This is a genomic window from Kitasatospora sp. NPDC001159 (assembly GCF_053598235.1).
On record NZ_JBSFJV010000002.1, the window covers coordinates 29,280 to 55,566 of the forward strand.

26 protein-coding genes are annotated in these 26,287 nt (G+C 72.7%); 18 read left to right on the forward strand and 8 right to left on the reverse strand.

Annotation, left to right across the window (positions count from 1 at the left end; all coding sequences use genetic code 11):
* Nucleotides 1-154 precede the first annotated feature (154 nt).
* Nucleotides 155-1,048, reverse strand: coding sequence for a biotin--[acetyl-CoA-carboxylase] ligase (locus ACWC9T_RS01580; RefSeq protein WP_449819051.1), 894 nt, complete (start codon nucleotides 1,046-1,048; stop codon nucleotides 155-157).
* Between the two features lie 223 nt (nucleotides 1,049-1,271).
* On the opposite strand from ACWC9T_RS01580, the gene ACWC9T_RS01585 reads away from it, so the two are divergent.
* The 6 genes from ACWC9T_RS01585 (at nucleotide 1,272) to ACWC9T_RS01610 (ending at nucleotide 6,991) form a co-directional block, all read left to right on the forward strand.
* Nucleotides 1,272-2,873: an acyl-CoA carboxylase subunit beta gene (locus ACWC9T_RS01585; protein ID WP_449819052.1), complete on the forward strand. Its 1,602-nt coding sequence runs from the start codon at nucleotides 1,272-1,274 to the stop codon at nucleotides 2,871-2,873.
* Nucleotides 2,874-2,902: 29 nt separating this feature from the next.
* Complete coding sequence (locus ACWC9T_RS01590) at nucleotides 2,903-3,124, forward strand: acyl-CoA carboxylase subunit epsilon (RefSeq protein WP_449819053.1); 222 nt, start codon at nucleotides 2,903-2,905, stop codon at nucleotides 3,122-3,124.
* 240 nt (nucleotides 3,125-3,364) lie between these two features.
* Nucleotides 3,365-3,505 (forward strand): morphogenic membrane protein MmpB, encoded by a 141-nt coding sequence (mmpB, locus tag ACWC9T_RS01595; RefSeq protein WP_449819054.1) that lies wholly within the window; start codon nucleotides 3,365-3,367, stop codon nucleotides 3,503-3,505.
* Between the two features lie 47 nt (nucleotides 3,506-3,552).
* Complete coding sequence (locus ACWC9T_RS01600) at nucleotides 3,553-4,152, forward strand: nucleoside triphosphate pyrophosphatase (protein ID WP_449819055.1); 600 nt, start codon at nucleotides 3,553-3,555, stop codon at nucleotides 4,150-4,152.
* Nucleotides 4,153-4,244: 92 nt separating this feature from the next.
* Entirely contained in the window at nucleotides 4,245-4,979 is a 735-nt protein-coding gene (locus ACWC9T_RS01605) for a hypothetical protein (RefSeq protein ID WP_449819056.1), read from the forward strand.
* Between the two features lie 236 nt (nucleotides 4,980-5,215).
* Nucleotides 5,216-6,991, forward strand: coding sequence for an acetyl/propionyl/methylcrotonyl-CoA carboxylase subunit alpha (locus ACWC9T_RS01610; protein WP_449819057.1), 1,776 nt, complete (start codon nucleotides 5,216-5,218; stop codon nucleotides 6,989-6,991).
* Nucleotides 6,992-7,078: 87 nt separating this feature from the next.
* On the opposite strand, the gene ACWC9T_RS01615 is transcribed toward ACWC9T_RS01610, so the two are convergent.
* Together ACWC9T_RS01615 and ACWC9T_RS01620 are read right to left on the reverse strand one after the other, a co-directional pair.
* Nucleotides 7,079-8,035 (reverse strand): DeoR/GlpR family DNA-binding transcription regulator, encoded by a 957-nt coding sequence (locus ACWC9T_RS01615; protein ID WP_449819190.1) that lies wholly within the window; start codon nucleotides 8,033-8,035, stop codon nucleotides 7,079-7,081.
* Nucleotides 8,036-8,270: 235 nt separating this feature from the next.
* On the reverse strand, nucleotides 8,271-9,725 hold the full coding sequence (locus ACWC9T_RS01620) for an NAD(P)H-quinone dehydrogenase (RefSeq protein WP_449819058.1): 1,455 nt from the start codon (nucleotides 9,723-9,725) through the stop codon (nucleotides 8,271-8,273).
* Nucleotides 9,726-9,836: 111 nt separating this feature from the next.
* Here ACWC9T_RS01620 and ACWC9T_RS01625 point away from each other — a divergent pair, with 111 nt between their 5' ends.
* From ACWC9T_RS01625 to ACWC9T_RS01635, 3 genes are all read left to right on the forward strand, one after another.
* The gene (locus tag ACWC9T_RS01625) at nucleotides 9,837-10,274 is read left to right on the forward strand and encodes a gamma-glutamylcyclotransferase (protein WP_449819059.1); all 438 of its coding nucleotides are present in this window, start codon (nucleotides 9,837-9,839) and stop codon (nucleotides 10,272-10,274) included.
* Nucleotides 10,275-10,433: 159 nt separating this feature from the next.
* Entirely contained in the window at nucleotides 10,434-11,255 is an 822-nt protein-coding gene (locus ACWC9T_RS01630) for a purine-nucleoside phosphorylase (RefSeq protein ID WP_355669754.1), read from the forward strand.
* Nucleotides 11,256-11,620: 365 nt separating this feature from the next.
* Nucleotides 11,621-13,339 carry a phospho-sugar mutase gene (locus ACWC9T_RS01635; protein WP_449819060.1) on the forward strand — a complete coding sequence of 573 codons (1,719 nt, stop codon included), beginning with the start codon at nucleotides 11,621-11,623 and terminating at the stop codon, nucleotides 13,337-13,339.
* A 62-nt stretch (nucleotides 13,340-13,401) separates the two neighbouring features.
* On the opposite strand, the gene ACWC9T_RS01640 is transcribed toward ACWC9T_RS01635, so the two are convergent.
* Nucleotides 13,402-14,076, reverse strand: coding sequence for a PH domain-containing protein (locus ACWC9T_RS01640; protein ID WP_449819061.1), 675 nt, complete (start codon nucleotides 14,074-14,076; stop codon nucleotides 13,402-13,404).
* Nucleotides 14,077-14,182: 106 nt separating this feature from the next.
* On the opposite strand from ACWC9T_RS01640, the gene deoC reads away from it, so the two are divergent.
* The 4 genes from deoC to ACWC9T_RS01660 all read left to right on the forward strand — a co-directional run bounded on the left by deoC (nucleotide 14,183) and on the right by ACWC9T_RS01660 (nucleotide 18,438).
* A complete protein-coding gene (gene deoC / locus ACWC9T_RS01645; protein ID WP_449819062.1) occupies nucleotides 14,183-15,169 on the forward strand; it encodes a deoxyribose-phosphate aldolase in 987 nt (328 codons plus the stop codon).
* 5 nt (nucleotides 15,170-15,174) lie between these two features.
* Nucleotides 15,175-16,650, forward strand: a complete 1,476-nt coding sequence (locus ACWC9T_RS01650) for an aldehyde dehydrogenase family protein (protein ID WP_449819063.1) — start codon at nucleotides 15,175-15,177, stop codon at nucleotides 16,648-16,650.
* Nucleotides 16,643-17,548: an aldehyde dehydrogenase family protein gene (locus tag ACWC9T_RS01655; protein ID WP_449819064.1), complete on the forward strand. Its 906-nt coding sequence runs from the start codon at nucleotides 16,643-16,645 to the stop codon at nucleotides 17,546-17,548. The genes ACWC9T_RS01650 and ACWC9T_RS01655 overlap by 8 nt, the downstream gene beginning before the upstream one ends.
* 251 nt (nucleotides 17,549-17,799) lie before the next feature.
* The gene (locus ACWC9T_RS01660) at nucleotides 17,800-18,438 is read left to right on the forward strand and encodes an ATP-binding protein (protein ID WP_449819065.1); all 639 of its coding nucleotides are present in this window, start codon (nucleotides 17,800-17,802) and stop codon (nucleotides 18,436-18,438) included.
* A 184-nt stretch (nucleotides 18,439-18,622) separates the two neighbouring features.
* Here the strand turns inward: ACWC9T_RS01660 and ACWC9T_RS01665 are convergent, their stop codons facing one another.
* Nucleotides 18,623-19,363, reverse strand: coding sequence for a SigE family RNA polymerase sigma factor (locus ACWC9T_RS01665; RefSeq protein WP_449819191.1), 741 nt, complete (start codon nucleotides 19,361-19,363; stop codon nucleotides 18,623-18,625).
* A 524-nt stretch (nucleotides 19,364-19,887) separates the two neighbouring features.
* Here ACWC9T_RS01665 and ACWC9T_RS01670 point away from each other — a divergent pair.
* From ACWC9T_RS01670 to ACWC9T_RS01685, 4 genes are all read left to right on the forward strand, one after another.
* Nucleotides 19,888-20,568 (forward strand): response regulator transcription factor, encoded by a 681-nt coding sequence (locus ACWC9T_RS01670; protein WP_355669748.1) that lies wholly within the window; start codon nucleotides 19,888-19,890, stop codon nucleotides 20,566-20,568.
* A gap of 46 nt (nucleotides 20,569-20,614) precedes the next feature.
* Entirely contained in the window at nucleotides 20,615-22,150 is a 1,536-nt protein-coding gene (locus tag ACWC9T_RS01675; protein WP_449819066.1) for an ATP-binding protein, read from the forward strand.
* Entirely contained in the window at nucleotides 22,147-22,464 is a 318-nt protein-coding gene (locus ACWC9T_RS01680) for a hypothetical protein (protein WP_449819067.1), read from the forward strand. Before ACWC9T_RS01675 ends, ACWC9T_RS01680 begins: the two co-directional genes overlap by 4 nt.
* 208 nt (nucleotides 22,465-22,672) lie before the next feature.
* Nucleotides 22,673-23,164: a VanZ family protein gene (locus ACWC9T_RS01685; protein ID WP_449819192.1), complete on the forward strand. Its 492-nt coding sequence runs from the start codon at nucleotides 22,673-22,675 to the stop codon at nucleotides 23,162-23,164.
* Here the strand turns inward: ACWC9T_RS01685 and ACWC9T_RS01690 are convergent.
* On the reverse strand, nucleotides 23,134-23,808 hold the full coding sequence (locus ACWC9T_RS01690) for a PhzF family phenazine biosynthesis protein (protein ID WP_449819068.1): 675 nt from the start codon (nucleotides 23,806-23,808) through the stop codon (nucleotides 23,134-23,136). The genes ACWC9T_RS01685 and ACWC9T_RS01690 overlap by 31 nt on opposite strands.
* A gap of 24 nt (nucleotides 23,809-23,832) precedes the next feature.
* The gene (locus ACWC9T_RS01695) at nucleotides 23,833-25,233 is read right to left on the reverse strand and encodes an LPXTG cell wall anchor domain-containing protein (RefSeq protein WP_449819069.1); all 1,401 of its coding nucleotides are present in this window, start codon (nucleotides 25,231-25,233) and stop codon (nucleotides 23,833-23,835) included.
* A gap of 348 nt (nucleotides 25,234-25,581) precedes the next feature.
* Between ACWC9T_RS01695 and ACWC9T_RS01700 the strand changes: the two genes are divergently transcribed.
* Nucleotides 25,582-25,767 carry a PspC domain-containing protein gene (locus ACWC9T_RS01700; protein WP_207813471.1) on the forward strand — a complete coding sequence of 62 codons (186 nt, stop codon included), beginning with the start codon at nucleotides 25,582-25,584 and terminating at the stop codon, nucleotides 25,765-25,767.
* Between the two features lie 87 nt (nucleotides 25,768-25,854).
* On the opposite strand, the gene ACWC9T_RS01705 is transcribed toward ACWC9T_RS01700, so the two are convergent.
* Complete coding sequence (locus ACWC9T_RS01705; RefSeq protein ID WP_449819070.1) at nucleotides 25,855-26,220, reverse strand: ATP-binding protein; 366 nt, start codon at nucleotides 26,218-26,220, stop codon at nucleotides 25,855-25,857.
* Between the last annotated feature and the right edge of the window lie 67 nt (nucleotides 26,221-26,287).

A 26,287-nucleotide genomic window follows, 5' to 3' on the forward strand; every position in this document is an offset into this window, starting at 1 on the left:
TGCCGCACTTGCCTCGTGTCCTACCTGTCCGGGCGCCCCGCCCGCCACCCTGGCGGGCAGTGGCGCGCCTCACACCGCTGCCAGGTGGAATGTTCGCACGGAATCCCGTGATCCGGGGCATCCGCCCGAGTCAAGGAGAGGTGAAGACTGCCGTTCAGCGGGCTTCGGGGCGGACGTGGACCACGTCCCCCGCGCCGACCGCCCGGCGCGCGCCGTCGGCGGTACGGACCATCAGACGGCCGTCCCCGTCGATCGCCACCGCCTCGCCGACCAGCTCGCGGTCGCCCGGCAGGTGCACCTTCACCTGGCGGCCGAGCGTGGTGCAGCGGTCCACGTAGGCGCGCATCAGGTCGCTCGCGTGCGGGTCCCCGGCCGCGGCCGTCCACTCGCCGTACAGCCCGGCGAACTCGCGCAGCAGGGCGCGCAGCAGGACGGAGCGGTCGGTGGTCTCGGCGCCGGCCAGCGCGAGCGAGGCCGCGGTGGGGACGGGCAACTCCTGCTCGCGCAGCGAGACGTTCAGGCCCATCCCGCACACCACCGCGCCGCCGCTCAGCTCGGTGAGGATCCCGCCGAGCTTGCGCTCCGCGCCGTCGATCTCCACCTGCAGGTCATTGGGCCACTTCAGTCCGACCTCGACCCCGGCCACCCGGCCGAGCGTGCTCGCCGCGGCCACCCCGACCAGGATCGGCAGCCAGCCGTACCGCTCGACCGGCACCTCCTCGGGGCGCAGCAGGAAGGACAGGAACAGCCCGGAGCGGGCCGGGGCGCTCCACTGCCGGTCCAGCCGCCCGCGCGCGGCGCTCTGCGCCTCCGCGACCAGCACCGCCCCCTGCGGCGCGCCGGCCCGGGCCCGCTCGGCCAGGTCGGTGTTGGTGGAGCCGGTCTCGGCGACGACATCCAGCGAGGTCCAGAGCCCGCCCGGGACGACCAGGTCCCGGCGCAGCGTCGTCTGGTCCAGCGGCGGCCGGTCCAGGTCGGTCCAGGGGGACGGTCCGGTACGGCCGAAGCCGCGCAGTCCGCTGCGGCGGGGGGTGTCGGGTGCGGTCATGGTCAGCACACTAGAGGCGCAGTCCGCCCCATCGTCCCGCATAACGCTCGTTAACACACTGTGTCGATGGCCATAACGCCAGGACATGACGCACAGCCCTGCGCGCTGGCTACGCTACCCAACGGTAGTTCGCAGCGCCGCCCTGCCCTCATGCGCGAGCCCCCGTCTCCGGTCCGCGCGCAATCGAACAGTCGCGGCCCATGACCAGGGAGAGCCACCGGATATGACCGAGGCGCCGTACGACCCCCACACCACCGCCGGCAAGCTCGCCGACCTGCGGCGAAGGCTGGACGAGGCGGTGCACTCCGGCTCGTCCAAGGCCGTGGAGAAGCAGCACGCCAAGGGCAAGCTGACCGCCCGCGAGCGGGTCGTGGAGCTGCTGGACGAGGACTCCTTCGTCGAGTTCGACGAGTTCGCCCGGCACCGCTCGACCAACTTCGGGCAGGAGCGGAACCGCCCCTACGGCGACGGCGTGGTGACCGGCTACGGCACCATCGACGGCCGTCAGGTCGCGGTCTTCGCCCAGGACTTCACCGTCTTCGGCGGCTCGCTCGGCGAGGTGTTCGGCGAGAAGATCGTCAAGGTGATGGACTTCGCGCTGAAGACCGGCTGCCCGGTCATCGGCATCAACGACTCCGGCGGCGCCCGGATCCAGGAGGGCGTGGTCTCGCTCGGCCTCTACGGCGAGATCTTCCGCCGCAACGTGCACGCCTCGGGTGTCATCCCGCAGATCTCGCTGATCATGGGCCCCTGCGCCGGCGGCGCGGTCTACTCCCCCGCGATCACCGACTTCGTGGTGATGGCCGACCAGACCTCGCACATGTTCATCACCGGCCCGGACGTTATCAAGACCGTGACCGGCGAGGACGTCGGCATGGAGGAGCTGGGCGGCGCGCGCACCCACAACACCAAGTCCGGCAACGCGCACTACCTGGCGACGGACGAGAAGGAGGCGATCGAGTACGTCAAGAGCCTGCTCTCGTACCTGCCCTCCAACAACCTGAGCGACCCGCCGTCCTACCCCGATCAGTCCTACGGCCCGTCGCTCACCGAAGTCACTGCCGAGGACCTCGAACTCGACACGATCGTGCCGGACTCGGCGAACCAGCCGTACGACATGCGCAAGGTGATCGAGCACATCGTCGACGACGGCGAGTTCCTGGAGACCCAGCCGCTGTACGCGGGCAACATCATCACCGGCTTCGGCCGGGTCGAGGGCCACGCGGTCGGCATCGTCGGCAACCAGCCGATGGACCTGGCCGGCTGCCTGGACATCAACGCCAGCGAGAAGGCCGCGCGCTTCATCCGCACCTGTGACTCCTTCAACATCCCGGTGCTGACCTTCGTCGACGTGCCCGGCTTCCTGCCCGGCACCGAGCAGGAGTGGGACGGCATCATCCGCCGCGGCGCCAAGCTGATCTACGCCTACGCCGAGGCCACCGTCCCGCTGATCACCGTGATCACCCGCAAGGCCTTCGGCGGTGCGTACGACGTCATGGGCTCCAAGCACCTGGGCGCCGACCTCAACCTGGCCTGGCCGACCGCGCAGATCGCGGTGATGGGCGCACAGGGCGCCGTCAACATCCTGCACCGCCGGGAGATCGCCGAGGCCGAGGCGGCCGGCAACGTCGAGGAGAAGCGGGCCGAGCTGATCGCCTCGTACGAGGACACCCTGCTGAACCCGTACCTGGCGGCCGAGCGCGGCTACGTCGACGCGGTGATCGCCCCGAGCGAGACCCGTCGGCACATCGTCCGGGGCCTGCGGGCACTGCGTGGCAAGCGCGAGGTGCTGCCGCCCAAGAAGCACGGCAATATCCCCCTGTAGGCCCCATCCCTGTCGGGAGAGAACCAGCCATGTCCGCGATCCACGTGCTGCACGGGCAGCCGACCCCCGAGGAGCTCGCCACCGTCCTGGCGGTGGTCCAGGCCCGGGCCGCCGCTACCCAGGCCGCCGCCGAGGCGGCGCGTCTGGCCGGCGTCGGCCCGGCCTCCCTCTGGAGCGACCGCTCCCGCCTGCTCCGCCCCGCCGTCCGCCCGGGCGTCAACGCCTGGCGGACGTCGGGCTGGGCGCACTGATTCACCAGGAGTGGGAAGTCTGCGGGTCCGGCTTCCCACTCCGCGGCTCGCCCGCTCGCCCCCGGGGCGCTCCGGCCCGGTGCCGACGGTCGGCACTCCGGCGCTCGTGCCTCGCTTGTCGCTTCTCCCTTTCGGCACCGGCGCGCCCCTTCGGCTCGGGGCGGGGCGGCGCCCGCCATGCCCGAAACCTGAGTACGGATACTCAGGCGCCCGCGCCCCGGCGCGGCGCACTCTGGACGGGTGCTCTGGTCAGACCCTCGCGATGAGCCCTCGCCCGAGGCCCGCCGCATGCAGGAACGGATGCAGCGGGCCGGCAAGGTGCTCGCCACCCTGGTGCTGGTGGGCGCCGTCCTGATCATGATCTCCCGGTCGTTCACCTGAGCCGTTCACCCGAACGGCGGACACCGGGACCCCCTACCCTGGTGGGCATGACCGACCCGCGCCCCCTCGTCCTCGCCTCCGCCTCCCCCGCCCGCCTCGGGCTGCTGCGCCAGGCGGGCCTCGACCCGCGCGTGGTGGTCAGCGGCGTCGACGAGGACGCGATCAGCGCCGCCACCCCCGTCGAGCTCGCCCTCGTCCTGGCCGAGGCCAAGGCGAAGGCGGTCGCCGCCGAACTGACCGGCGGCGAGCTGGTGATCGGCTGCGACTCCGTCCTGGAGCTGGACGGCGAGGCCCTCGGCAAGCCCGCCGACGCCGCCGAGGCGCTGGCCCGCTGGCAGTCGATGCGCGGCCGCGCCGGCGTGCTGCGCACCGGCCACTGCGTGATCGACACCGTGACCGGCCGGCAGTGCTCGGCGACCGCTTCCACCACGGTCCGCTTCGGCGCCCCGGACGACGAGGAGATCGCCGCCTACGTGGCCTCCGGCGAACCGCTGTACGTGGCCGGGGCGTTCACCCTGGACGGCCGCTCGGCGCCGTTCATCGACGGCATCGACGGCGACCCGGGCAACGTCATCGGCCTGTCCCTGCCGCTGCTCCGCCGCCTGCTCGCCGACCTCGGCGTCCGGCTGGTCGATCTCTGGGCCTGACGCCCGGGTCGATCCGTGGGCCGCGCAGCCTGCCGCACCCGGCAGTCGCACCTCTAAGCTGACCGGCGTTCGAACGGGGAGGGAACGCGGCGATGACCGACAACGTGCTCAACGTGGTGCTCGGCCTGGTGGCCAGCGCCATCAGCGCCGGCCTGGGCTGGCTCGCCCAGGCCCTGCGGCGGCGCCGCAGGGTCGAACGGGTGCGGGCCTTCCTCGGGCTGCCGTCCGGCAGCGAGTGCCTGATCGTGGTGCCCCGCAGCATCGGGACGGGCTCGCACGCGAGCACCGTGACCCGCCGGGACGCCTACGCGCTGATGTGGCTGGCCGGGCTGGTCGAGGAGTGCGGCGCCCGGCCCGAACTGGTCGCCCACGACGCCGCGCACCGCGGCCTGGGCGCCAAGACCGAGCTGTGCCTGGGCGGTCCGGTCAGCAACGACCGGATGGCCGCCCACGTGGCCTGGGGCCTGCCGGGCGTGACGGTCACCTCCGGCCCCGGCCCGGGCAGCAACGTGATCGTGGTGGGCGGCCACGACTACACCGCCGACCAGGACCAGGCGCACACCCTGCTGGCCCGGATCGCCACCCCGGACGGCGGCCGCCCGGTGTTCCTGATCTCCGGCCAGACCGGCACCGCCAACCAGGCCGGGGTGCGCTACCTGGTCTCCCGCCACCGCGAACTCGCCCGCAAGTACGGGCAGAATGGGACGTTCGCGCTCGTCCTGAAGGTGGTCAACCCGAACGCGTACGGGCCGGACATGGTGGAGCTCGCCGCCGACGTGACCGCCGAGGCGCTGCGGCGCCCCGCCCCCGCCTCGACCGCGGCTTAAGCGGACTGAGGGAAGGTGTGTCCCATGACACCGTCCCGCCACGCCGCCGCCCGGTCACCCACCGTCGACCACAGCGGTCCCACCGCATCGGCCGCGACCTGCGAAGTCGCCAAAGGGGCGGCGTCGGGGGCCGCGATTCCCATCACCGAGCGTGTGGGATAGTTCACAACCTGGGGCTACTCGCCGGTACTGCCCAGGAATCCATAAACTCAACGAGGTTCAAGAAGGGAGCCACAGTGCGCAAGGTGCTCATCGCCAACCGCGGGGAAATCGCCGTCCGCGTCGCCCGGGCCTGCTCGGACGCCGGTATCGCCAGCGTCGCCGTCTACGCCGAGCCGGACCGGGATGCGCTGCACGTCCGCGCGGCCGACGAGGCTTACGCGCTGGGCGGTGACACCCCCGGCACCAGTTACCTGGACATCGCCAAGGTCCTCAAGGCCGCCGAGGACGCCGGCGCCGACGCCGTCCACCCCGGCTACGGGTTCCTGTCGGAGAACGCCGACTTCGCCCAGGCCGTCATCGACGCGGGCCTGACCTGGATCGGCCCGCCGCCGCAGGCCATCCGCGACCTCGGTGACAAGGTCACCGCCCGCCACGTCGCCCAGCGCGCCGGCGCCCCCCTGGTGGCCGGCACCCCGGACCCGGTCTCGGGCGCCGACGAGGTCGTCGCCTTCGCCCGGGAGCACGGCCTGCCCGTCGCCATCAAGGCGGCGTTCGGCGGCGGCGGCCGCGGCCTCAAGGTCGCCCGCACCCTGGAGGAGATCCCGGAGCTGTACGAGTCGGCGGTCCGCGAGGCGGTCGCCGCCTTCGGCCGCGGCGAGTGCTTCGTCGAGCGCTACCTGGACAACCCGCGGCACGTGGAGACCCAGTGCCTCGCGGACAAGCACGGCAACGTGGTGGTCGTCTCCACCCGTGACTGCTCGCTGCAGCGCCGGCACCAGAAGCTGGTCGAGGAGGCGCCCGCGCCGTTCCTGACCCCCGAGCAGAACGCCGAGCTGTACCGCGCGTCCAAGGCCATCCTGAAGGAGGCCGGCTACGAGGGCGCCGGGACCTGCGAGTTCCTGGTGGCGACGGACGGCACGATCTCCTTCCTGGAGGTCAACACCCGTCTGCAGGTGGAGCACCCGGTCACCGAGGAGGTCACCGGGATCGACCTGGTCCGCGAGATGTTCCGGATCGCCGACGGCGAGGAGCTCGGCTACGGCGACCCGGAGGTGCGCGGCCACTCCTTCGAGTTCCGCATCAACGGCGAGGACCCGGGCCGGGGCTTCCTGCCCGCGCCCGGCACCGTGACGCTGTTCGCCCCGCCGTCCGGCCCGGGTGTCCGCCTGGACTCCGGCGTGGAGACCGGCTCGGTCATCGGCCCCGCCTGGGACTCGCTGCTGGCCAAGCTGATCGTCTCCGGCCGCGACCGCAAGCAGGCCCTGGAGCGCGCCAAGCGCGCGCTGAACGAGTTCAAGGTCGAGGGCATGGCCACCGCCATCCCGTTCCACCAGGCGGTCGTCACCGACCCGGCGTTCGCGCCCGAGGTGCACGGCAGCGACGAGCCGTTCACGGTCTACACCCGCTGGATCGAGACCGAGTTCAACAACACGATCCCGGCGTTCGCGGGCGCGGCCGGCGAGGCCGAGGAGACCGAGACCCGGGAGACCGTGGTCGTCGAGGTCGGCGGCAAGCGGATCGAGGTCTCGCTGCCGTCCTCCCTGGGCGTCGCGGCGGCCCCGGCAGCCGGTGCCACGGGCGCGGCCAAGGCCAAGCGCCGGGTGGGCGCCAAGAAGGCCGGTTCGGCCGTCAGCGGTGACACCCTGGCCTCGCCGATGCAGGGCACCATCGTCAAGGTCGCCGTCGAGGAGGGCCAGGTCGTCGCCGAGGGCGAGCTGATCGTGGTCCTGGAGGCGATGAAGATGGAGCAGCCGCTGAACGCCCACAAGTCGGGCACCATCGTCGGCCTCAAGGCCGAGGTGGGCGCGAGCGTCAGCAGCGGCGCCGCGCTGTGCGAGATCAAGGACTGACGCCAAGTCCGTCAGCCACCGACCGGTCCGTACGCCCTTCGGGGTGTGCGGACCGGTCGCGTTCTCCGGTCGTACGGGGGGACGGGCTCAGCGCCCGCGCGGCAGGCCCAGCTCGGCCAGCCGGACCGGCATCCCGCCCGGGCCGACCGGCCCGCCGTGCGCGCCGGGGCGGCGCTGGCCGGGCAGCGGGGCGCCGCCGGGGGCCGGGGCGGGGCGGCGGCCCATCGGGCCCGGCTGGGTCTGGTGGACCGGGCCGCTGCCGGTGCCGTGCACCGGGGCGTCGCCGCCGGGGGCCGCGCCGAACGGCGCCAGGTCGATCTGCACCCCGCAGTCGGCCAGCGCGTCCAGCTCGCGGGCGGTGGCGTCGTCGGCGGCGGCCTGCTCGTCGGTGACCAGCCGGGTGATGGTCTCGGTGGCGACGGTCTGGAACATGCCGGCCGCGCCGAGCTTGGTGTGGTCGGCGAGGACGATGACCTCGGCGGCCGCCAGCACCATTGCCCGGTCCACGCTCGCGGACAGCATGTTCGCGGTCGACAGCCCGCGCTCGGCGGTCAGCCCGCTGCCGGAGATGAAGGCCTTGGTGACCCGCAGCCCCTGCAGCGACTGCTCGGCGCCGCTGCCCACCAGGGCGTAGTTGGAGCCGCGCAGGGTGCCGCCGGTCATCACCACCTCGACCCGGTTGGCGTGCGCCAGCGCCTGGGCGACCAGCAGCGAGTTGGTGACCACGGTCAGGCCGGGCACCCGGGCCAGCCTGCGGGCCAGCTCCTGGGTGGTGGTGCCGGCGCCGACCACCACCGCGTCGCCCTCCTCCACCAGCCCGGCGGCGAGGTCCGCGATGGCGCTCTTCTCCGCCGCGGACAGGTGGGTCTTCTGCGGGTAGCCGGGTTCGCGGCTGAAGCCGCCGGGGAGCACCGCGCCGCCGTGCCGGCGGTCGAGGAGCCCTTCTGCCTCCAGCGCCCGCACGTCGCGGCGCACGGTCACTTCGGAGGTCTGGACGACGCGGGCCAACTCCCGGAGCGAGACCGCTCCGTTGGCGCGCACCATTTCGAGGATCAACTGGCGACGTTCTGCTGCAAACACAGAACCGACGGTAACCTGCATGACCGTCTGCTTTCAGGCGTTTGCAGCTAGTAGCTGGAATTGCTCACGCACGAGCGGCGCGTGACCGTACAATACGCGCCGTCAATAACCCGGACCGCGCCTGCCGTCCGGGTGACGATCACCCATGCGCGAAGGGCGGCCGCCGATCGGCAGCCGCCCTCAACTTCACGCCTTGAGCTCAGGATTCGCCGTCGGCCCGCTTGCGGATGTGCAGCTGCCGGGCGGCCTCGGCGGTCGAGCCGGAGACGGACGGGTAGACGGTGAAGCCGCTGGCCACCTGTTCGACGGTCAGATTGGCGTCCACCGCGAGCGAGATCGGGTGGATCAGCTCGCTGGCTCGTGGGGCGACGACCACGCCGCCGACCACGATGCCGGTGCCCGGGCGGCAGAACAGCTTCACGAAGCCGTCCCGGATGCCCTGCATCTTCGCCCGCGGGTTGCCGCGCAGCGGCAGCTTGACCACGACGGCGTCCATCTTGCCGCACTCCACGTCGGCGGCGGTGTAGCCGACGGTGGCGATCTCCGGGTCGGTGAAGACGTTGGAGGCCACGGTCTTGAGGTCCAGCGGCTGCACCGCGTCACCGAGCGCGTGGTACATCGCGATCCGGCCCTGCATGGCCGCCACCGAGGCGAGCATGAAGACGCCGGTGCAGTCACCTGCCGCGTACACGCCCGGGGCGCTGGTGCGGGAGACCCGGTCGACCCGGATCTGGCCCCAGTCGTTGAGCTTGACCCCAGCCCCCTCCAGGCCCATGTCGGCCGTGTTGGGGATCGAACCGACCGCCATCAGGCAGTGGGTGCCCTCGATCACCGTGCCGTCGGAGAGGGTCACCTCGACCCGGTCGCCGATCCGCTTGGCACTCTCGGCGCGCGAGCGGCTCATCACGTTCATGCCGCGGCGCCGGAAGACGTCCTCCAGCACCTCGGCGGCGTCCGGGTCCTCACCCGGCAGCACCCGGTCGCGGCTGGACACCAGGGTGACCTTGGAACCGAGCGCCTGGTAGGCGCCGGCGAACTCGGCGCCGGTCACACCGGAGCCGACCACGATCAGCTCGCGGGGCAGCTCCTCCAGGTCGTACACCTGGGTCCAGGTGAGGATCCGCTCACCGTCCGGCTGGGCGTCCGGCAGTTCGCGCGGGTGGGCGCCGGTGGCGATCAGCACGGCGTCGGCGCGCAGCGACTGGACGCTGCCGTCGGGCGCGTCCACCAGCACCTCGCGGGAGCCGTCCACGGCCTGCCCGCCGGCGCCGAGCCGGCCGCGGCCGCGCAGCACGGTGACCCCGGCGCGGGTGACGGACTGGGTGATGTCGTGGGACTGCGCGATCGCCAGGCGCTTCACACGGCGGTTGACCTTGCCCAGGTCCACGCCGATGACCTTCTCCGGCCGACCCTCGCCGTCGCCGTCCCGGGCGACCGTGATGCCCAGCTCCTCGTACGAGCTGTCGAAGGTGGTCATCACCTCCGCGGTCGCGATCAGGGTCTTCGACGGCACGCAGTCCGTGAGCACCGCCGATCCGCCCAGACCGTCGCGGTCGACGACGGTCACCTCCGCGCCGAGCTGAGCGGCGACCAGCGCCGCCTCGTAGCCGCCGGGTCCGCCACCGATGATCACGATCCGAGTCACGCTCACCATTGTCCCGCACGCCGAGAGTGCCGCCACAACGGGGTCCTGGCTCCGCACGAGCGCCGGGGGCTCGTTCCCAGTCGCCCCGCTGCGTGCACCGACCGGGCTACGCTGACCCCCATGCCCCTTTACGCCGCGTATGCCACCAACCTCGATGCCCGGCAGATGACCCGCCGAGCCCCGCACTCCCCGCTGCGCGGCACGGGGTGGCTGGACGGCTGGCGGCTCACCTTCGGCGGTGAGCAGCTCGGCTGGGAGGGCTCGCTGGCCACCGTGGTCGAGGACGAGAAGGACCAGGTCTTCGTCTCGCTCTACGACATCGCGCCGATGGACGAGGAGGGCCTGGACCGCTGGGAGGGCGTCCAGCTCGGCATCTACCGCAAGATCAAGCTGCGCGCGCACACCCTGGACGGCGACATCCCGGTCTGGACGTACGTGCTCAACGACTACGAGGGCGGCCTGCCCGCGGCCCGCTACCTCGGCCTCATCGCCGACGCCGCGGAGAGCGCCGGCGCCCCGCACGACTACGTGATGGACCTGCGTCACCGGCCGTGCTGACACCGGGCTCTTCCGGTCGCTCTTCTTTCTGTACGTACTGACAAGCCCGGTCACCCGAAAACGCCACCGAGCTGTGTTTTCGGGTCAACCGGGTAACGATCCGGCATGCCGCACCGGAATTTCTACGCGCGTAGCCGATTCCCGTCTATCCTCGGATCCGTGAACGCTTCTCCTCAGTCGGTCGTCTCCACCGACCCCTACGCCGCCGCCCAGGCCGCCGCCGAGCGCCTGCGCGAGCTGACCGGTGCCGAGCGGCACGACGTCGCCCTGGTGATGGGCTCCGGCTGGGTGCCGGCCGCCGACGCCCTGGGCGAGACCGTGGCCGAGTTCCCGGTCACCGAGCTCCCGGGCTTCCCCGCCCCCGCCGTCGCCGGCCACGCCGGCAAGATCCGCTCGGTGAAGATCGGCGACAAGCGCGCCCTGATCTTCCTCGGCCGCAACCACTACTACGAGGGCCACGGCGTGGCCACCGTCGTCCACGGCGTGCGCACCGCCGCCGCGGCCGGCTGCGGCATCATCGTCCTCACCAACGGCTGTGGCGGCCTGCGCGAGGGCTGGGTGCCCGGCCAGCCGGTGCTGATCCGCGACCACATCAACCTGACCGCGGACTCCCCGATCGTCGGCGCCAACTTCGTCGACCTCACCGACCTGTACTCCAAGCGCCTGCGCGCCCTGTGCCACGAGGTCGACCCGTCCCTGGACGAGGCCGTCTACGTCCAGTTCCGCGGCCCGCACTACGAGACCCCGGCCGAGGTCAACATGGCCCGGGTGATCGGCGGCGAGCTGGTCGGCATGTCCACCACCCTGGAGGCCATCGCCGCCCGCGAGGCCGGCTCCGAGGTGCTCGGCATCTCCCTGGTCACCAACCTGGCCGCCGGCATGACCGGCGAGCCGCTCAACCACGAAGAGGTGCTGGAGGCCGGCAAGGCCTCCGCCGAGCGCATGGGCGAGCTGCTGGCGAAGGTCCTGGAGCGGATCTGACGCCTGCCGGGCGCAGAATCATGAGTGACGGGGCCCACGGGCGGCGTGATCCGCTGATCACGCCTTCCCGCGGGCCCCGTCCGCATGCCACCCGATGGAGCGGGCGACTTGACCTCGCCGCGACCGAAGTCGCGGCCGCTCCCTCTCGCGAGCGGGCACTTCTGCTTCACTGCCGGTTGCCGGCCCGGATCACCGGCGAGGGACGGTGTGCCGCCCACCGGCTCTACACCAGCTCCACGGACCTGACTTCCCGCCAATCCGGTGGTAGACCTCGGCGAATACTTGTCGCAACCGAGGAAACACAGAGAGTTTCACCCGTTCAGACGCTCCGGGCCGTGTCCCGGGTATTCACTCAAGGAGTTGGGATGACGCAGGCACCCACCACCGACCTCCTCGCCCGGGCCCGGACCTGGCTGGCCGAGGACCCCGACCCGCAGACCCGCGAAGAGCTGACCGCCCTGATGGCCCGGGCCGAGGCCCCGGAGGCCGAGACGGACAGCAAGCTCGCGTGGGCCGAGCTCACCGAGCGCTTCGCCGACCGCCTCCAGTTCGGCACCGCCGGCCTGCGCGGCGAACTCGGCGCCGGCCCGATGCGGATGAACCGCGCCGTGGTGATCCGGGCCGCCGCCGGCCTGGTCGCGTACGTCAAGAAGGAGAACCTGGGCGACCTGGTCGTCATCGGCTACGACGCCCGGTACAAGTCGTACGACTTCGCCCGCGACACCGCCGCCGTGGTGGTCGCCGCCGGCCTGCGCGCCGCGCTGCTGCCGCGCCCGCTGCCGACCCCGGTGCTCGCCTTCGCCATCCGCCATCTGGGTGCGGCCGCCGGAGTGACCGTCACCGCCAGCCACAACCCGCCGCAGGACAACGGCTACAAGGTCTACCTGGGCGACGGCTCGCAGATCGTCCCGCCGGCCGACGCCGGGATCGCCGCCGAGATCGACGCGATCGGCTCGCTGAACGACGTCCCGCGCGCCGAGGAGGGCTGGGAGGTGCTCGGCGAGGACGTCATCGAGGCCTACCTGACCCGGGCCGTCTCCATCGTCGACGAGCACAGCCCGCGCGAGCTGGACGTGGTCTACACCCCGATGCACGGCGTCGGCCGCGACACCCTGGTCGCCGCCTTCCGCCGGGCCGGCTTCCCGGCGCCCACCGTGGTCGCCGAGCAGGCCGAGCCCGACCCGGACTTCCCGACCGTGGCCTTCCCCAACCCGGAGGAGCCGGGGGCGATGGACCTCGCCTTCCGCACCGCGGCCGAGGTCGGCCCGGACATCGTGATCGCCAACGACCCGGACGCGGACCGCTGCGCGGTGGCCGTCCCCACCAACGCCAACGCGGCCGGCAGCGGCAACGGCACCTCCGACTGGCGGATGCTGCGCGGCGACGAGGTCGGCGCGCTGCTCGGCTCCGCCCTGGTCGCCAAGAAGGCCGAGGGCACCTTCGCCACCACCATCGTCTCCGCCACCCTGCTCGGCCGGATCGCCGAGGCGGCGGGCCTGGGCTACGCCGAGACGCTGACCGGCTTCAAGTGGATCTCCCGCGCCGAGGGCCTGCGCTACGGCTACGAGGAGGCGCTCGGCTACTGCGTCGACCCGGAGGGCGTCCGGGACAAGGACGGCATCACCGCCGCCCTGCTGGTCGCCGAGCTCGCCGCGACCCTCAAGAAGTCCGGCCGGACCCTGACCGACCTGCTGGACGACCTGGCGCTGGAGCACGGCCTGCACGCCACCGACCAGCTCTCCGTCCGGGTCCACGACCTCTCGCTGATCGCCGACGCCATGCGCCGCCTGCGCGAACGGCCCCCGACCGTCCTGGCCGGCCTGACCGTCACCCGTGCCGACGACCTCTCGGCCGGCTCCGCCGACCTGCCCCCGACCGACGGCCTGCGCTACTACCTCGCCGGCGAGTCCGTCCGCTCCGCCCGCATCGTGGTCCGCCCCTCCGGCACCGAGCCCAAGCTCAAGTGCTACCTGGAGGTCGTCCTCCCGGTCGCCACCGCGGCCGACCTCGCCGCCACCCGCACCCGCGCCGCCGAACTCCTCGCCGCCGTCAAGCAGGACCTCGCCCAGGCCGCGGGCATCTGACCCACCCGCGGGAAAGGGCCCGCCGGTACACACCGGCGGGCCCTTTCGTTGCGTTCGTCAGGTCAGACCGTGATCACCGTGATCAGGGCGACCAGGCCGGCCAGGGTGGGGGCGATGACCCACCAGCACCACTGGACGACGACGGGGCCGGCGGCGTCGGGGCGGGTGGCGTTGCGCTCGGCCATCCCCTGGAGGACGTCGGTGATCTGGTCGGACCAGGCGCGGGTGGGGTCCGGGGAGCCCTGGACCACCGGGTTGGTCTGACGGCCGAAGACCATGCCCATCCGGGAGGCGTGCTCGGCGGCGCCGCGGGTCTGGGCGCGGGTGGCGCGCTTGCGCTGGCGCAGGGACACCGGGACGGCCCAGACCTGGTACTTCTTGCCGCCGGCGAGGAGCTCGACCGAGTAGCCCGAGCGCAGGGCGTCCACCGAGGCCCAGGGGGCGGTGATGGTCCGCCACGGGTTGCGGACGAGCAGGCGGCTCCTGTTGGCCAGCACCGCCGGGCGCAGCGTGTAGGCGATCACCGGCAGGGCGAACACCGGGACGGCCGCGAGGGCGACGTACGGGGTCTTCCCGGTGCCGGTCACCACCGCGTCGCCGATCAGCCAGGCGGCGACGACCAGCAGGAACACGCCGGAGATGACGCCGGGGACGGAGCGGTAAACTCGGTCCGCGTACTCGGGCTCCCCGTCGGGGGCGGCCGAGCCCTGGTGGGGCTTGCCGTCGGATTCGGTCATGGCATCGATTCTGCCCCATGCCCCTCACCAGCAGGTCTCGGTCCGGCCACGAATGGCGGGCGCCCTAGCGGTCGACTACGCGCGTAGATATGCTGCTCTGGTGACTATGTCCACTGTTGCAGCCAATGCCCCCGGCGTTGCGGGCAGCGGCCTCGCGGACGTTGCGGCGTCCGAGGCCTCACTCCGCCGCTTCCTGCACGGCCTGCCCGGCGTCGACCAGGTCGGCCTTGAGGCGCGTGCCGCCGCCCTCGGTACCCGCTCGATCAAGACCACGGCGAAGGCCAATGCCATCGACCTGGCGATCTCCATGATCGACCTGACCACGCTGGAGGGCGCGGACACGGTCGGCAAGGTGCGCGCCCTGTGCGCGAAGGGCAGGACCCCCGACCCGACCGACCCGACCACCCCGCGCGTCGCCGCCATCTGTGTCTACCCCGACATGGTCGCCACCGCGAAGGACGCCCTGCGCGGCACCGACATCCAGGTCGCCTCCGTGGCCACCGCCTTCCCGGCTGGCCGCGCCGCCCTCCCGGTCAAGCTCGCCGACACCGCCGACGCGGTGGCCGCGGGTGCCGACGAGATCGACATGGTGATCGACCGCGGCGCCTTCCTCTCCGGCCGCTACCTCGACGTCTTCAACGAGATCGTCGCCGTCAAGGAGGCGTGCAAGCGCGCCGACGGCAGCTACGCCCACCTCAAGGTGATCTTCGAGACCGGCGAGCTGCAGACGTACGACAACGTGCGTCGCGTCTCCTGGCTGGCGATGCTGGCCGGTGCCGACTTCATCAAGACCTCCACCGGCAAGGTCGCCGTCAACGCGACCCCGCCGGTCACCCTGCTGATGCTGGAGGCGGTCCGCGACTTCCGCGCGCAGACCGGCGTCCAGGTCGGCGTGAAGCCCGCCGGCGGCATCAAGACCACCAAGGACGCGATGAAGTACCTGGTGATGGTCAACGAGACCCTCGGCGACGACTGGCTGACCCCGCACTGGTTCCGCTTCGGCGCCTCCAGCCTGCTCAACGACCTGCTGATGCAGCGCCAGAAGCTCGCCACCGGACGCTACTCCGGCCCCGACTACGTGACGGTGGACTGATCACCATGGCCAAGAAGAAGAACATCGAGGAGCCCGTGCGCAAGGCCGGCCTCTTCGAGTACGCACCGGCCCCCGAGTCCCCCGCCGCCGCGGGTGACATCGCCACCTCGTACGGCCACTTCATCGGCGGCGAGTTCGTCGACTCCTCCGGCAGCGAGGCCCTGAAGACGGTCAACCCGGCCACCGAGCAGGTGCTCGCCGAGTTCGCCCAGGGCACCGACGAGGACGTGGACCGCGCCGTCGCCGCCGCCCGCAAGGCCTTCGCGGACTGGTCGGCGCTGCCCGGCAGCGAGCGCGCCAAGTACCTGTTCCGGATCGCCCGGATCGTCCAGGAGCGCAGCCGCGAGCTGGCCGTGCTGGAGTCGATCGACAACGGCAAGCCGATCCGCGAGACCCGCGACTTCGACATCCCGACCGTCGCCGCGTGGTTCTTCTACTACGCGGGCTGGGCGGACAAGCTGGACTACGCGGGCTTCGGCCCGAACCCGAAGCCGCTGGGCGTGGCCGGCCAGGTCATCCCGTGGAACTTCCCGCTGATGATGCTGGCGTGGAAGATCGCGCCCGCGCTGGCGACCGGCAACACGGTCGTCCTCAAGCCGGCCGAGACCACCCCGCTGACCGCGCTGCGCTTCGCCGAGATCTGCCGCCAGGCCGGTCTGCCGAAGGGCGTCGTCAACATCGTCACCGGTGACGGCCGCACCGGCGCCGCGCTGACCGCGCACCCGGACGTCAACAAGGTCGCCTTCACCGGCTCCACCCAGGTCGGCCGGGCCATCGCCAAGCAGCTGGCCGGCACCCGCAAGAAGCTCTCGCTGGAGCTGGGCGGCAAGGCCGCGAACATCGTCTTCGACGACGCGCCGATCGACGAGGCGGTCGAGGGCATCGTCAACGGCATCTTCTTCAACCAGGGCCACGTCTGCTGCGCGGGCTCGCGCCTGCTGGTCCAGGAGTCGATCCAGGACGAGCTGCTGGAGGCCCTGAAGCGCCGGATGGGCACCCTGCGGGTCGGCGACCCGCTGGACAAGAACACCGACATCGGCGCCATCAACTCGGCCGAGCAGCTGGCCCGGATCACCGCGCTGACCGAGGCCGGCGAGGCCGAGGGTGCCGAGCGCTGGTCGCCGGCCTGCGAGCTGCCGGGCACCGGCTTCTGGTTCAAGCCGACCCTGTTCACCGGCGTCAGCCAGGCCCACCGGATCGCCCAGGAGGAGATCTTCGGCCCGGTCCTGTCGGTGCTGACCTTCCGCACCCCCGACGAGGCGGTCGCGAAGGCCAACAACACCCCGTACGGCCTCTCCGCCGGCATCTGGACGGAGAAGGGCTCGCGCATCCTCTGGATGGCCAACAAGCTCAAGGCCGGTGTGGTCTGGGCCAACACCTTCAACAAGTTCGACCCGACCTCGCCGTTCGGCGGCTACAAGGAGTCGGGCTACGGCCGCGAGGGTGGCCGCCACGGTCTGGAGGCCTACCTCGATGTCTGACACGACCTTCGCGCGTCTTGACGTCCTCAAGACCTACAAGCTGTACGTCGGCGGGAAGTTCCCGCGCTCCGAGAGCGGGCGGGTGTACGAGGTGACCGACGCAAAGGGCGAGTGGCTCGCCAACGCCCCGCTGGGCACCCGCAAGGACGCCCGCGACGCCGTCGTGGCCGCCCGCGCGGCGGTCAAGGGCTGGGCCGGCACCACCGCGTACAACCGCGGCCAGGTGCTGTACCGGGTGGCCGAGATGCTGCAGGGCCGGCGCGAGCAGTTCGCCGCCGAGGTGGCCGTCTCCGAGGGCATCGGCCCGAAGAAGGCCGCCGCGCTGGTGGACGCCGCGATCGACCGCTGGGTCTGGTACGCGGGCTGGACGGACAAGGTCGCCCAGATCGCGGGCGGCGCCAACCCGGTGGCCGGGCCGTACTTCAACCTGTCCACCCCGGAGCCGACCGGCGTGGTCGGGATCGTCGCGCCGCAGGCCGGGTACGGGCACTCGTTGCTCGGCCTGGTCTCGGTGATCGCCCCGGCGATCGCCACCGGCAACACGGTCGTGGTCGCGGCCGCCGCGGACGCCCCGCTGCCCGCGCTGTCGCTGGGCGAGGTGCTGGCCACCTCGGACGTCCCGGGCGGCGTGGTCAACATCATCTCGGGCCGGACCGCGGACATCGCCCCCACGCTGGCCTCGCACCAGGACGTCAACGCGCTGGACCTCACCGGGGCCATCGCCTCCGACGGCCCCGGCGCGGCGCCCGCCCTGGAAGCCGCCGCCGCGGATACCCTGAAGCGGGTGGTCCGTCCGGAGCTGGACCCGTTCGCCCAGGACTGGACGGATGCGCCCGGAACGGACCGGCTACTCTCGTTCCTGGAGACGAAGACGGTCTGGCACCCGATGGGGATCTGACCCTCCGCCACCAACCGGTTGACAACTCCACAGACTGGCCGTCCCCAGTGCCCTCTCCCCCCCGGGGCCCGGACGGTCATTGGACGGACCCGCGCCTCTCCCCCCTGGCGCGGGTCCGTCGGTGTTCCGGCGGCTTTCGTCGACGGCCGCTACCCGCCGGTGATCCACCCCGCCCTGGTCGCCCCGGCGGCCCGGAAGTTCTGAGCGCACTGGTTTCGGCAACCGGCCGGGATGCGTCAGACTGGTGTCCCGTGAGTGACTCCCCCATGAATCCCGCCCCGCCGGCCCATGCCCGGGTGATCCTGCTCTCCGGACCCTCCGGATCGGGGAAGTCCTCGCTCGCCGAGCGCAGCGGCTTGCCGGTGCTCCAGCTGGACGACTTCTACAAGGACGGGGACGACCCGACCCTGCCCCGGCTGCCGGACGGCGCCGTGGACTGGGACTCCCCGCTCGCCTGGCACCGTGACCAGGCCGTCGCCGCGATCCGCGCGCTGTACGAGCACGGGCGCGCGGACGTGCCGGTGTACTCGATCCCGGACAACGGCCGGATCGCCACCCGCGGCCTGGAGCTGGGCCGCGCGACCGCGTTCATCGCGGAGGGCATCTTCGCCGCCGAGATCGTCGCGGAGTGCGCCGCCGAGGGCCTGCTGGGCGACGCCCTGTGCCTGCGCAACGGCGCGCTCACCACGGCCTGGCGCCGGCTGCGCCGGGACGTCCGCGAGGGCCGCAAGTCGCTGCCGTTGCTGCTGCGCCGGGGATTCCGGCTGATGCGGGCCGAGCGCTCCATCGTCGGGCGGCAGGTCTCGCTGGGCTCGTACCCGTGCACCGGGCCGGAGGCCTACCGCCGGGTCCGCGCGGCGGCCGGGCGGCGCGAGCTCTCGGCGGTCTGAGGCCCTGGGGCATCCACCGAACAGCGACGACGGGCCCGGTGCGTCTCCCCCGCACCGGGCCCGTCGCCTTCCCGAACGGCTCTCGGCTCCCCACTGGCACCCGCTCCCCCGAGTCGGTGCCCCCGAACCGCAACCGTCCGCTACCCGTCCCCCGACGGGAGTCCTCCGTAGTCCTCCGTGAGTCCTACGCGACCAGCTCGCCGAACGCCCGGACGGTGTCGCCCGACTTGTTCAGGTGCTCGTCGTCGCGCAGCCGGCGCAGGGCGCGCCAGATGCTGCTCTTGACCGTGCCGACGCTGATCCCCAGCACGTCGGCGATCTCCGGGTCGGTCTTGCCCTCGTAGTACCGCAGCACCAGCATGGTCCGCTGGTTCTCCGGCAGCTTCGCCAGCGCCTGCCAGAGCACGGTGCGCAGCTCGGTGCCGCCCATCGCGTCGGTGTCGCCGGCCGTCTCCGGCAGCTCCTCGGTCGGGTACTCGTTGACCTTGCGGCGCCGCCAGGCGGAGATGTGCAGGTTGGTCATGGTGCGGCGGAGGTACCCGCCGACCGCGGCCTTGTCGGTGATCCGGCCCCAGGCCCGGTAGGTGCTGAAGAGCGCGCTCTGCAGCAGGTCCTCGGCCTCGTAGCGGTCACCGGTCAGGTGGTACGCCGTGGCGTACAGGGAGGCGCGGCGCTCGCGCACGTACGCGGTGAACTCCGTGATGTGGTCCTCCGCGACGGCCGAGTGCTCCCCCTGCGCGTCTCCCTGTCCCGCCTCGGTGGTGCGGGCCGGTGCGGGGTTCAGCCGCAGCAGCGTCGCACCGGCGGCCTCGCGGCCGGTCGGCTCCCCCGAACCGACCGTCCGCAGGCCGTTGTTCCCCCCGGTTCCCCTGGTTCCCCCATTACCCCCCAGGGCGTCCTTGCCCTCGACGCGGACGGGGAGGATCCCCCGCAGCGTGAGGGTGTTGGCGGAGTCGACCGCACTCCCCAGTCGGCCGATCCCGTACAGCTCCCCCGTCCTGCCGCCGCCGCTCACCCGGCGTGCGACAGGGTTTCCACCGGTGCTGTGCGCGCACCCCCGTACGGTTACGGCACCGGAGTTCTCGTCGGTCCTGATCTCGTACCGGGTCCGATGGGTGGTCGCTGAGGAACGCGCGGTGCGGAGAGCCGGGTTGGTCCGGGTCTGAAGCGTGGCGTTCATCGTGCGCCCCCTGGGTCGGTACGAGCGGTTCCTGTTGCCGCCCTCCAGCCGGCCCTTGCGGCCCGCTGTCCTGCGGCGACACGGAAAATCCTGCCCGCCGGTTGTGATGGCGCTGTCCGCCGACTGTCACAGGGGTGTCACAGGGGCGGGCCTTTCGTCCCGGTCCGCCTCCCCCCTACCGGACGCCGGTAGCCGTCCTTCCGGTTCCCGTACGGGCGGTGACCGGTCCGGGGGGTGATTCGCCGCCGCCGGTGAGCCAAAATGGGGCCGTGCCTTTCCTCCTACTGATCGAGGACGACGACGCCATCCGGACCGGCCTCGAACTCGCCCTCACCCGCCAGGGCCACCGCGTGGCCACCGCCGCCTCCGGTGAGGACGGTCTGAAGCTCTTCAAGGAGCAGCGGCCCGACCTGATCGTGCTGGACGTGATGCTGCCCGGGATCGACGGCTTCGAGGTGTGCCGCCGGATCCGCCGCACCGACCAGCTGCCGATCATCCTGCTCACCGCGCGTTCGGACGACATCGACGTGGTCGTGGGCCTGGAGTCCGGCGCGGACGACTACGTGGTGAAGCCGGTGCAGCCGCGCGTCCTGGACGCCCGGATCCGGGCGGTGCTGCGGCGCGGGGAGCGGGAGAGCTCGGACTCCTCCGCGTACGGCAGCGTGGTGATCGACCGGGCGGCGATGACCGTCACCAAGGACGGGCAGGACCTCCAGCTCACCCCGACCGAGCTGCGGCTGCTGCTGGAGCTCAGCCGCCGGCCCGGTCAGGCCCTCTCCCGCCAGCAGTTGCTGCGGCTGGTCTGGGAGCACGACTACCTCGGCGACTCGCGTCTGGTGGACGCCTGTGTGCAGCGGCTGCGGGCGAAGGTCGAGGACGTACCGTCCGCTCCGACGCTGATCCGCACCGTGCGCGGCGTCGGTTACCGACTGGACCCGCCGACGGTCTGACCACGCACTCCAGGCATTCTGAACTCCCGTACGACGACAGGCTCTTGTGACTGATCATCAGCAGACTGCCCGACGGTTCTCCGCGGGCCGGTGGCGGAAGCTGCGCTCCCTGCGGGTGCGGCTGATCGCGGTGTTCGCGGCGGTCGCGCTGCTCGCCGCTGTCTCGGCCTCCGGCATCGCGTACTGGCTGAACCGCGACGCGGTGCTCAAGCGTGCCCAGGACACCGCGCTGAACGACTTCCGGGTCTCGCTCAGCCGCAACGTCTCCGACCTGCCGCTGAACGCCAGTTGCCCGGAGCTCGCCACGCTGGCCTCCAACGTCGCGAGCTCCGGCCTGAGTTACGACGTGGTGGTGGTCGACCCGGCGCACCCGGAGTGTCCGGCCTCCTCCGACCCGCAGCACTACACGCTGGCCGACGTGCCGGCGGCGCTGCAGTCCACCGTCGCCAAGCCGCGCGAGGTCAGCGAGAGCAACCCGTACCCGTACCACCTGTACTGGCAGCGGCAGAGCCTGGAGGGTCACCCGTTCGTGATCGGCGGCACCAAGGTGGTGCCGAACGGCCCGACGGCGTACGTCTTCAAGTCGCTGGAGAACGAGCGGGCCGACCTCAACACCCTGGGCTGGTCGCTGGCCATCGCGACGCTGCTCGCGCTGATCGGCTCGGCGCTGCTCGCCCAGGCCGCCTCGGCGACCGTGCTGCGGCCGGTCAAGCGGCTCGGCGAGGCCGCCCGGCGGCTCGGCGAGGGGCACCTGGACACCCGACTGGAGGTCGAGGGCTCCGACGAACTCGCGGACCTGGCGCGGACGTTCAACCGGGCCGCGGAGTCGCTGCACGAGCAGGTCGAGGAGCTGAGCGCGCGCGAGGCGCAGAGCCGGCGGTTCGTCGCCGACATGTCCCACGAGCTGCGCACCCCGCTGACCGCGATGACCGCGGTGACGGACATCCTGGAGGACGAGGCCGAGTCGCTGGACCCGATGATCGAGCCGGCCGTCCGGCTCGTGGTGAGCGAGACCCGGCGGCTGTCCGACCTGGTGGAGAACCTGATGGAGGTGACCCGCTTCGACGCCGGCACCGCCAAGCTGGTCGCCGACGAGGTGGACATCGCCGACCTGATCATGTCCTGCATCGACGGCCGGGCCTGGTACGACGCGGTCGAACTGGACGCCCCCCGCGGCATCCTGGCCGTGGTCGACCCGCGCCGACTGGACGTGGTCTTCGCCAACCTGATCGGCAACGCGCTCAAGCACGGCGGCTCACCGGTGCGGGTCAAGGTCCGGCAGACCGAGGACTCGGTCGTGATCGAGGTCTCCGACAGCGGCCCCGGCATCCCGGAGGACGTGCTGCCGCTGGTCTTCGACCGCTTCTACAAGGCCGACCGGGGGCGCGCCCGCTCCGAGGGCAGCGGTCTGGGGCTGTCCATCGCGATGGCCAACGCACAGATCCACGGGGGGACGATCACGGCGGCCAACGGGGAGGTCGGCGCGGTGTTCACCCTGACGCTGCCGCTGGCCCCGCCGTCCGCGGGCGAGGCCGAGGGCCGCCCCGCCGGCGACGCCGCCGAGGACAAGGACGCCACGTGACCGCCCCCACCCGCACCACCGTGCGCCGCACCGCCGGCGTACTGCTCCTGCTCGCGCTGGCCTCCGGCTGCGGCATCCGGCCGACCGCCGTACCGGTGGACGCCGGCGCGCCCGCCAGCCGGACCGCCTGCCCGACCGCGCCACACGTACCGACCGCCCTGGCCACCCCCTCCGGCCCGGCCTCGACCCCGGCCCGCGGCGCGGCGGCCAAGGCGAGCGCCAGCCCGAGCCCGTCGCCCACCCTGGTGACACCCGGTTCGCCGCCGCCGGACAACGTGTTCAGCGCGGTGCCGACGGCCTCGCCGTGTAAGTGAGGAGGCGGTGCGAAGGGGCGCGTCCGGGAATGTTCACGCCCGGCGTGGAACCGCCGCGCCACCGGTTCACGTCCTTCCCCCCGTGCAGCGAGATGGCACCAGGACACGCGACGAGCGTTCCGGCGCGCGGACCGAGACGGGGCCGGCGGCGGCCGTCCACCGTTCCCTCCGACTGGCGGGGCTGGCAGGCCTGGCCCTCCACCTGACGCTGGCGCTCTGGCTCGTGCTGAGACCCCTGCCGGTGGCCTGGGTGTACGACGCCAACCTGACGCCGCTCGCCTCGCTCCGCTCCTCCACCACCTGGCAGGTGGTCGGCGAGTTCCTGCTGCTCGCCCCGCTCGGGGTCCTGCTCCCGCTGGCTGGCGGCCGGATCCGGGCCCCCTGGCTGCCGTCCTTCCTGCGCACCACCGGCGTGTCCGCCCTGCTGGCGACCGGCCTGGAGTTCCTCTCCTCCTGGACACCCGGGCACGTCCTCAACGTGGACCACATACTGTTCGCCGTGATCGGCGTGGTGATCGCCCACCTCGCCCTCGTCCCCGGCCTGCGCCACCTGCTGCGGGACCGCCGGCCGAGTCCGCGGGCACCGCGGGTCGCCGTCCTGACCGGCGCACCGGTGACCGCCGCCGTCGCCCCGACGGTGGCGGTCGCACCCGCGGCCCGTCCGCGCGCCTACGCGGAGCCGACGCCGCCGGTCGGCTGAGATTCCGCCTTCACCACCCGGCCGCCGACCTCGATCAGCCCGTCCGGACGCGGCCCGGTCAGCAGCTGCGAGCCCCGGCCCTGGGTGATGGTCAGCTCCCGTCCGAGCCGGGCGGTCAGCAGCAGGGCGGCCGCGCCGGTCGCCTCGTCCTCGTCGATCCCGTCGCCCCGGCCCGGGAAGGCCCGTGCCCGGACCGTCCCGGCCGCCTCGTCCTGCCAGGCCCAGGCGTAGATCCACTCCCCCGGAGGCGGCACCCGGAGCGCGTCCACCTCGGCCGCCGAGCCGTACTGCCGCAGGGTGCGCCCCGGGGCCCACTCGGGCCGGGCGCCGATCCGGGTCAGCCCGCCCTCGCGCCGGACGGCCACCGGGCCTGCCGCGGTGACCAGCCGGTCCACGCCGAGCAGCCAGGCCGTGCCGACGCAGGGGTGACCGGCGAAGGGCAGCCGCACACTCGGGGTGTAGATGTCGATCTCCCCGTGCTCCGGGTCGTCGACGAACACCGTCTCGCTGAAGCCGAGTTCACGCGCGACGGCCTGCCGCTCCGCCCGCTCCGGCACGGCGGCGCCGGCGCGCACCACACCGAGTTCGTTGCCGTGCCGTCCGTCGGGCCCGCAAAAGACCCGCAGCACCTCATAGCCAGTCATTTCCGGCCTTCGGGTCGTATGGGGTCAGTTCCCGGCGCCCTGCGCGCCCTTGCGGCGGCGCGCCACCACCAGGGTGCCGACGCCAAGGGCGATCGCCGTCGCGCCGGTGATCGCCATCGGGGCGGCGGAGGAGTCGCCGCCGGTGGAGGCCAGCTGGGTGCCGGTCGCTGCGGCCGGGGCGACGGCGGCCTGCGCGGTGTCGCCGGACTGCTCAGTGACGGCCGCCGGGCTCGGCGCACCGGTGGTGGCCTGCGCGGCCGGGACGGCCGGGACGGTGGACGGGTCGGTGGTGGCGGCCGGGGTGGTCGGCGCCGCACTGGTGGCCGGGGAGGTGGGGGCCGGGGTGCCGGTGGGGTCCGCCGCAGCCTCGATCTTGAAGTCGGCCTTCGGGCTGAACGCCTCGGCCGCGCTCTCACCGGCACCGGGCAGGCTGCCGGCGACCGCGCCCAGGGACTCGGAGAGGGCCGGAGCGTCCTTCGTGAAGGCCAGCCGGACGTTGATCGTCCGGGTCCCGCCCTTCGGCAGGGCGATGACGGCGGCGTCCTTGCCGCCGGCCCGCAGCGCTATGTAGAGCCAGGCCGGGTGGTCCGAGTCGCCTCCGGGGGCGCCCTCCGACCAATCGCCGTTCGGCCCCTGGAACTCGAACTTGACCGTCCCGGAGGGGAGTACCGCCTGCCCCTGGAACACCACCGCGGGCACGAGACGGATGTCCTTGCCGCTGTTGTTGGTGAGGACCAGCTTGAACGGCTTCGCCTCACCGCCCGCCGTGAACGTGGCGGGCATCCCGTCGAGCTTGACGTCCGCCGTGGCGGCGGGCGTGGACGCCGGAGTGGTCGGCGTGACCTGCGGGACGATCACCAGGTTCGGGCAGTCGCTCATCGCGTTCGAGATGCGCTGCTCGGGCGGCAGGGTGGGGTCCGAGACGATGGCGTTGAAGCCCGCCCCCACTCGGCCGGCCGGGGCGTCGGCGGTGACGGTGAGCCGCAGCCGGTAGGCGGCCTCGGAGCCGGCCGCCAGGTGCGGCCCGGCGTTCCGGTCGATGTCCCAAAGGCCGCCGCTGATCCCGCCGCGCGCCTCGGCGTCCCGCCACTGCGCGGTGCCGGGGGCCTGGTACTCCAGCTTGAACTGGCTCGGCTTGCTGCCGATGGTGTCCGCGATGGTGAAGACCGACCCCAGCACATCCATCTGGTGGTCAGTGGCGTTCTTGAGGGTCGCGGTGAACTCGACCGGCGTGCCACCCGCCGTGACCGTGCTCGGCAGGCCGCTGAAGGCAACGGTGACCGGCGAGGACTGGGCCCGGGTGCCCTGGGTCGCGGCACCGGCCGTCGGGGTCGCGAGGGCGGCCGGGGCCGAGGCCAGGGCGAGAGCGGAGACCAGGGCGGCGGTGGCGGCTGCGGCGAGGAGTCCGCGGGACTGACTACGCAATGGAACCTCACGGAAGAGTTCGGGCGAAAACCCGAGAAGAGTGCGAAATCGCAGGCGTGAGGGGCCGTTTGAGGCCGTGCAGGCGCCGCCGAATTTCCCCCCACCATCCGCGACCGCGGAATCATATCCCCCCGGTCGTACAGCTTTGCGAACGGGTTTCCCGCACCCTGCGGGCCCTTGCCTCAGGGGCGTCCCTGAGACGGACCCCGACTCCGGCCTACGCCTCCCCGGTGACCCGTCAGGGTGGAGAATCGCCTGGTGGGCGGAGGTTTTCGGGCCGGCGGACGCCGAGCATGGAAGTACGCCCGCCGGACCAGCCGGACCGGGCCGCCAGCCCGAGGAGCCGACATGAGTGCCCGTCTCGCCCGCCCCCGTCACAACCGCGTCATCGCCGGCGTCTGCGCCGGGATCGCCGAGCGCTTCGGCCTGACCCCGTGGACCGTCCGCCTGATCTTCCTGCTCTCCTGCCTGCTGCCCGGCCCGCAGTTCCTGATCTACCTCGCCCTGTGGGTGCTGCTCCCCCAGGAGCCGTGACGCCGTACGGGCGGGCACGACGGCGGGCCGCCCGCTCCCGGGTTCTCCGGGGGCGGGCGGCCCGTCGTCGTGCAGGGCTTGGGCGGATCAGCCCAGCGGCAGGCCCGGCAGGGTGTTGGCCAGCCCACCGACGGGGGTCTTGTCCAGGCCGGGGACGCTCGGAAGAGCGCCACGCTGCTGGGTGACACCGGCGATCGGGGCGGCGGCGGCGGGCGCGGCCTGACCGACGGTCGGGGCCAGGGTGCCCAGCGTGCCGGCGACCTTGTCGCCGTCGGGCAGCTTGGCGGCGGTGTCGGTGACCGCGCCGGTCACCGCGGGGTTCGTCACCGCGTTGGTGGGCAGCCCGAGGCCGCCGGCGGCCTGGCCGGCGGCCGCGGAGGCCGTGCCGGCGCCGACCGCCGCGATCGCGATGCCGAGCGCCGCGGTGCCGGCGGCCTTGAGAGCCTGCTTCATGGTTCGTCCCCTTGGGTCGTCGTCGGTGGCCGAACATCGCGCGGAGCCGCCGGACGGGCGGACGCCA

Coding starts and splice junctions, on each gene's coding strand:
- ACWC9T_RS01625 (WP_449819059.1), top strand. CDS start 9,837: ATGCCCCTTTACGCCGCGTATGCCACCAACCTCGATGCCCGGCAGATG.
- ACWC9T_RS01650 (WP_449819063.1), top strand. CDS start 15,175: ATGGCCAAGAAGAAGAACATCGAGGAGCCCGTGCGCAAGGCCGGCCTC.
- ACWC9T_RS01585 (WP_449819052.1), top strand. CDS start 1,272: ATGACCGAGGCGCCGTACGACCCCCACACCACCGCCGGCAAGCTCGCC.
- ACWC9T_RS01705 (WP_449819070.1), bottom strand. CDS start 26,220: ATGAAGCAGGCTCTCAAGGCCGCCGGCACCGCGGCGCTCGGCATCGCG.
- ACWC9T_RS01635 (WP_449819060.1), top strand. CDS start 11,621: ATGACGCAGGCACCCACCACCGACCTCCTCGCCCGGGCCCGGACCTGG.
- ACWC9T_RS01640 (WP_449819061.1), bottom strand. CDS start 14,076: ATGACCGAATCCGACGGCAAGCCCCACCAGGGCTCGGCCGCCCCCGAC.
- ACWC9T_RS01655 (WP_449819064.1), top strand. CDS start 16,643: ATGTCTGACACGACCTTCGCGCGTCTTGACGTCCTCAAGACCTACAAG.
- ACWC9T_RS01580 (WP_449819051.1), bottom strand. CDS start 1,048: ATGACCGCACCCGACACCCCCCGCCGCAGCGGACTGCGCGGCTTCGGC.
- ACWC9T_RS01690 (WP_449819068.1), bottom strand. CDS start 23,808: ATGACTGGCTATGAGGTGCTGCGGGTCTTTTGCGGGCCCGACGGACGG.
- ACWC9T_RS01620 (WP_449819058.1), bottom strand. CDS start 9,725: ATGGTGAGCGTGACTCGGATCGTGATCATCGGTGGCGGACCCGGCGGC.
- deoC (WP_449819062.1), top strand. CDS start 14,183: ATGTCCACTGTTGCAGCCAATGCCCCCGGCGTTGCGGGCAGCGGCCTC.
- ACWC9T_RS01615 (WP_449819190.1), bottom strand. CDS start 8,035: ATGGTGCGCGCCAACGGAGCGGTCTCGCTCCGGGAGTTGGCCCGCGTC.
- ACWC9T_RS01700 (WP_207813471.1), top strand. CDS start 25,582: ATGAGTGCCCGTCTCGCCCGCCCCCGTCACAACCGCGTCATCGCCGGC.
- ACWC9T_RS01590 (WP_449819053.1), top strand. CDS start 2,903: ATGTCCGCGATCCACGTGCTGCACGGGCAGCCGACCCCCGAGGAGCTC.
- ACWC9T_RS01605 (WP_449819056.1), top strand. CDS start 4,245: ATGACCGACAACGTGCTCAACGTGGTGCTCGGCCTGGTGGCCAGCGCC.
- ACWC9T_RS01600 (WP_449819055.1), top strand. CDS start 3,553: ATGACCGACCCGCGCCCCCTCGTCCTCGCCTCCGCCTCCCCCGCCCGC.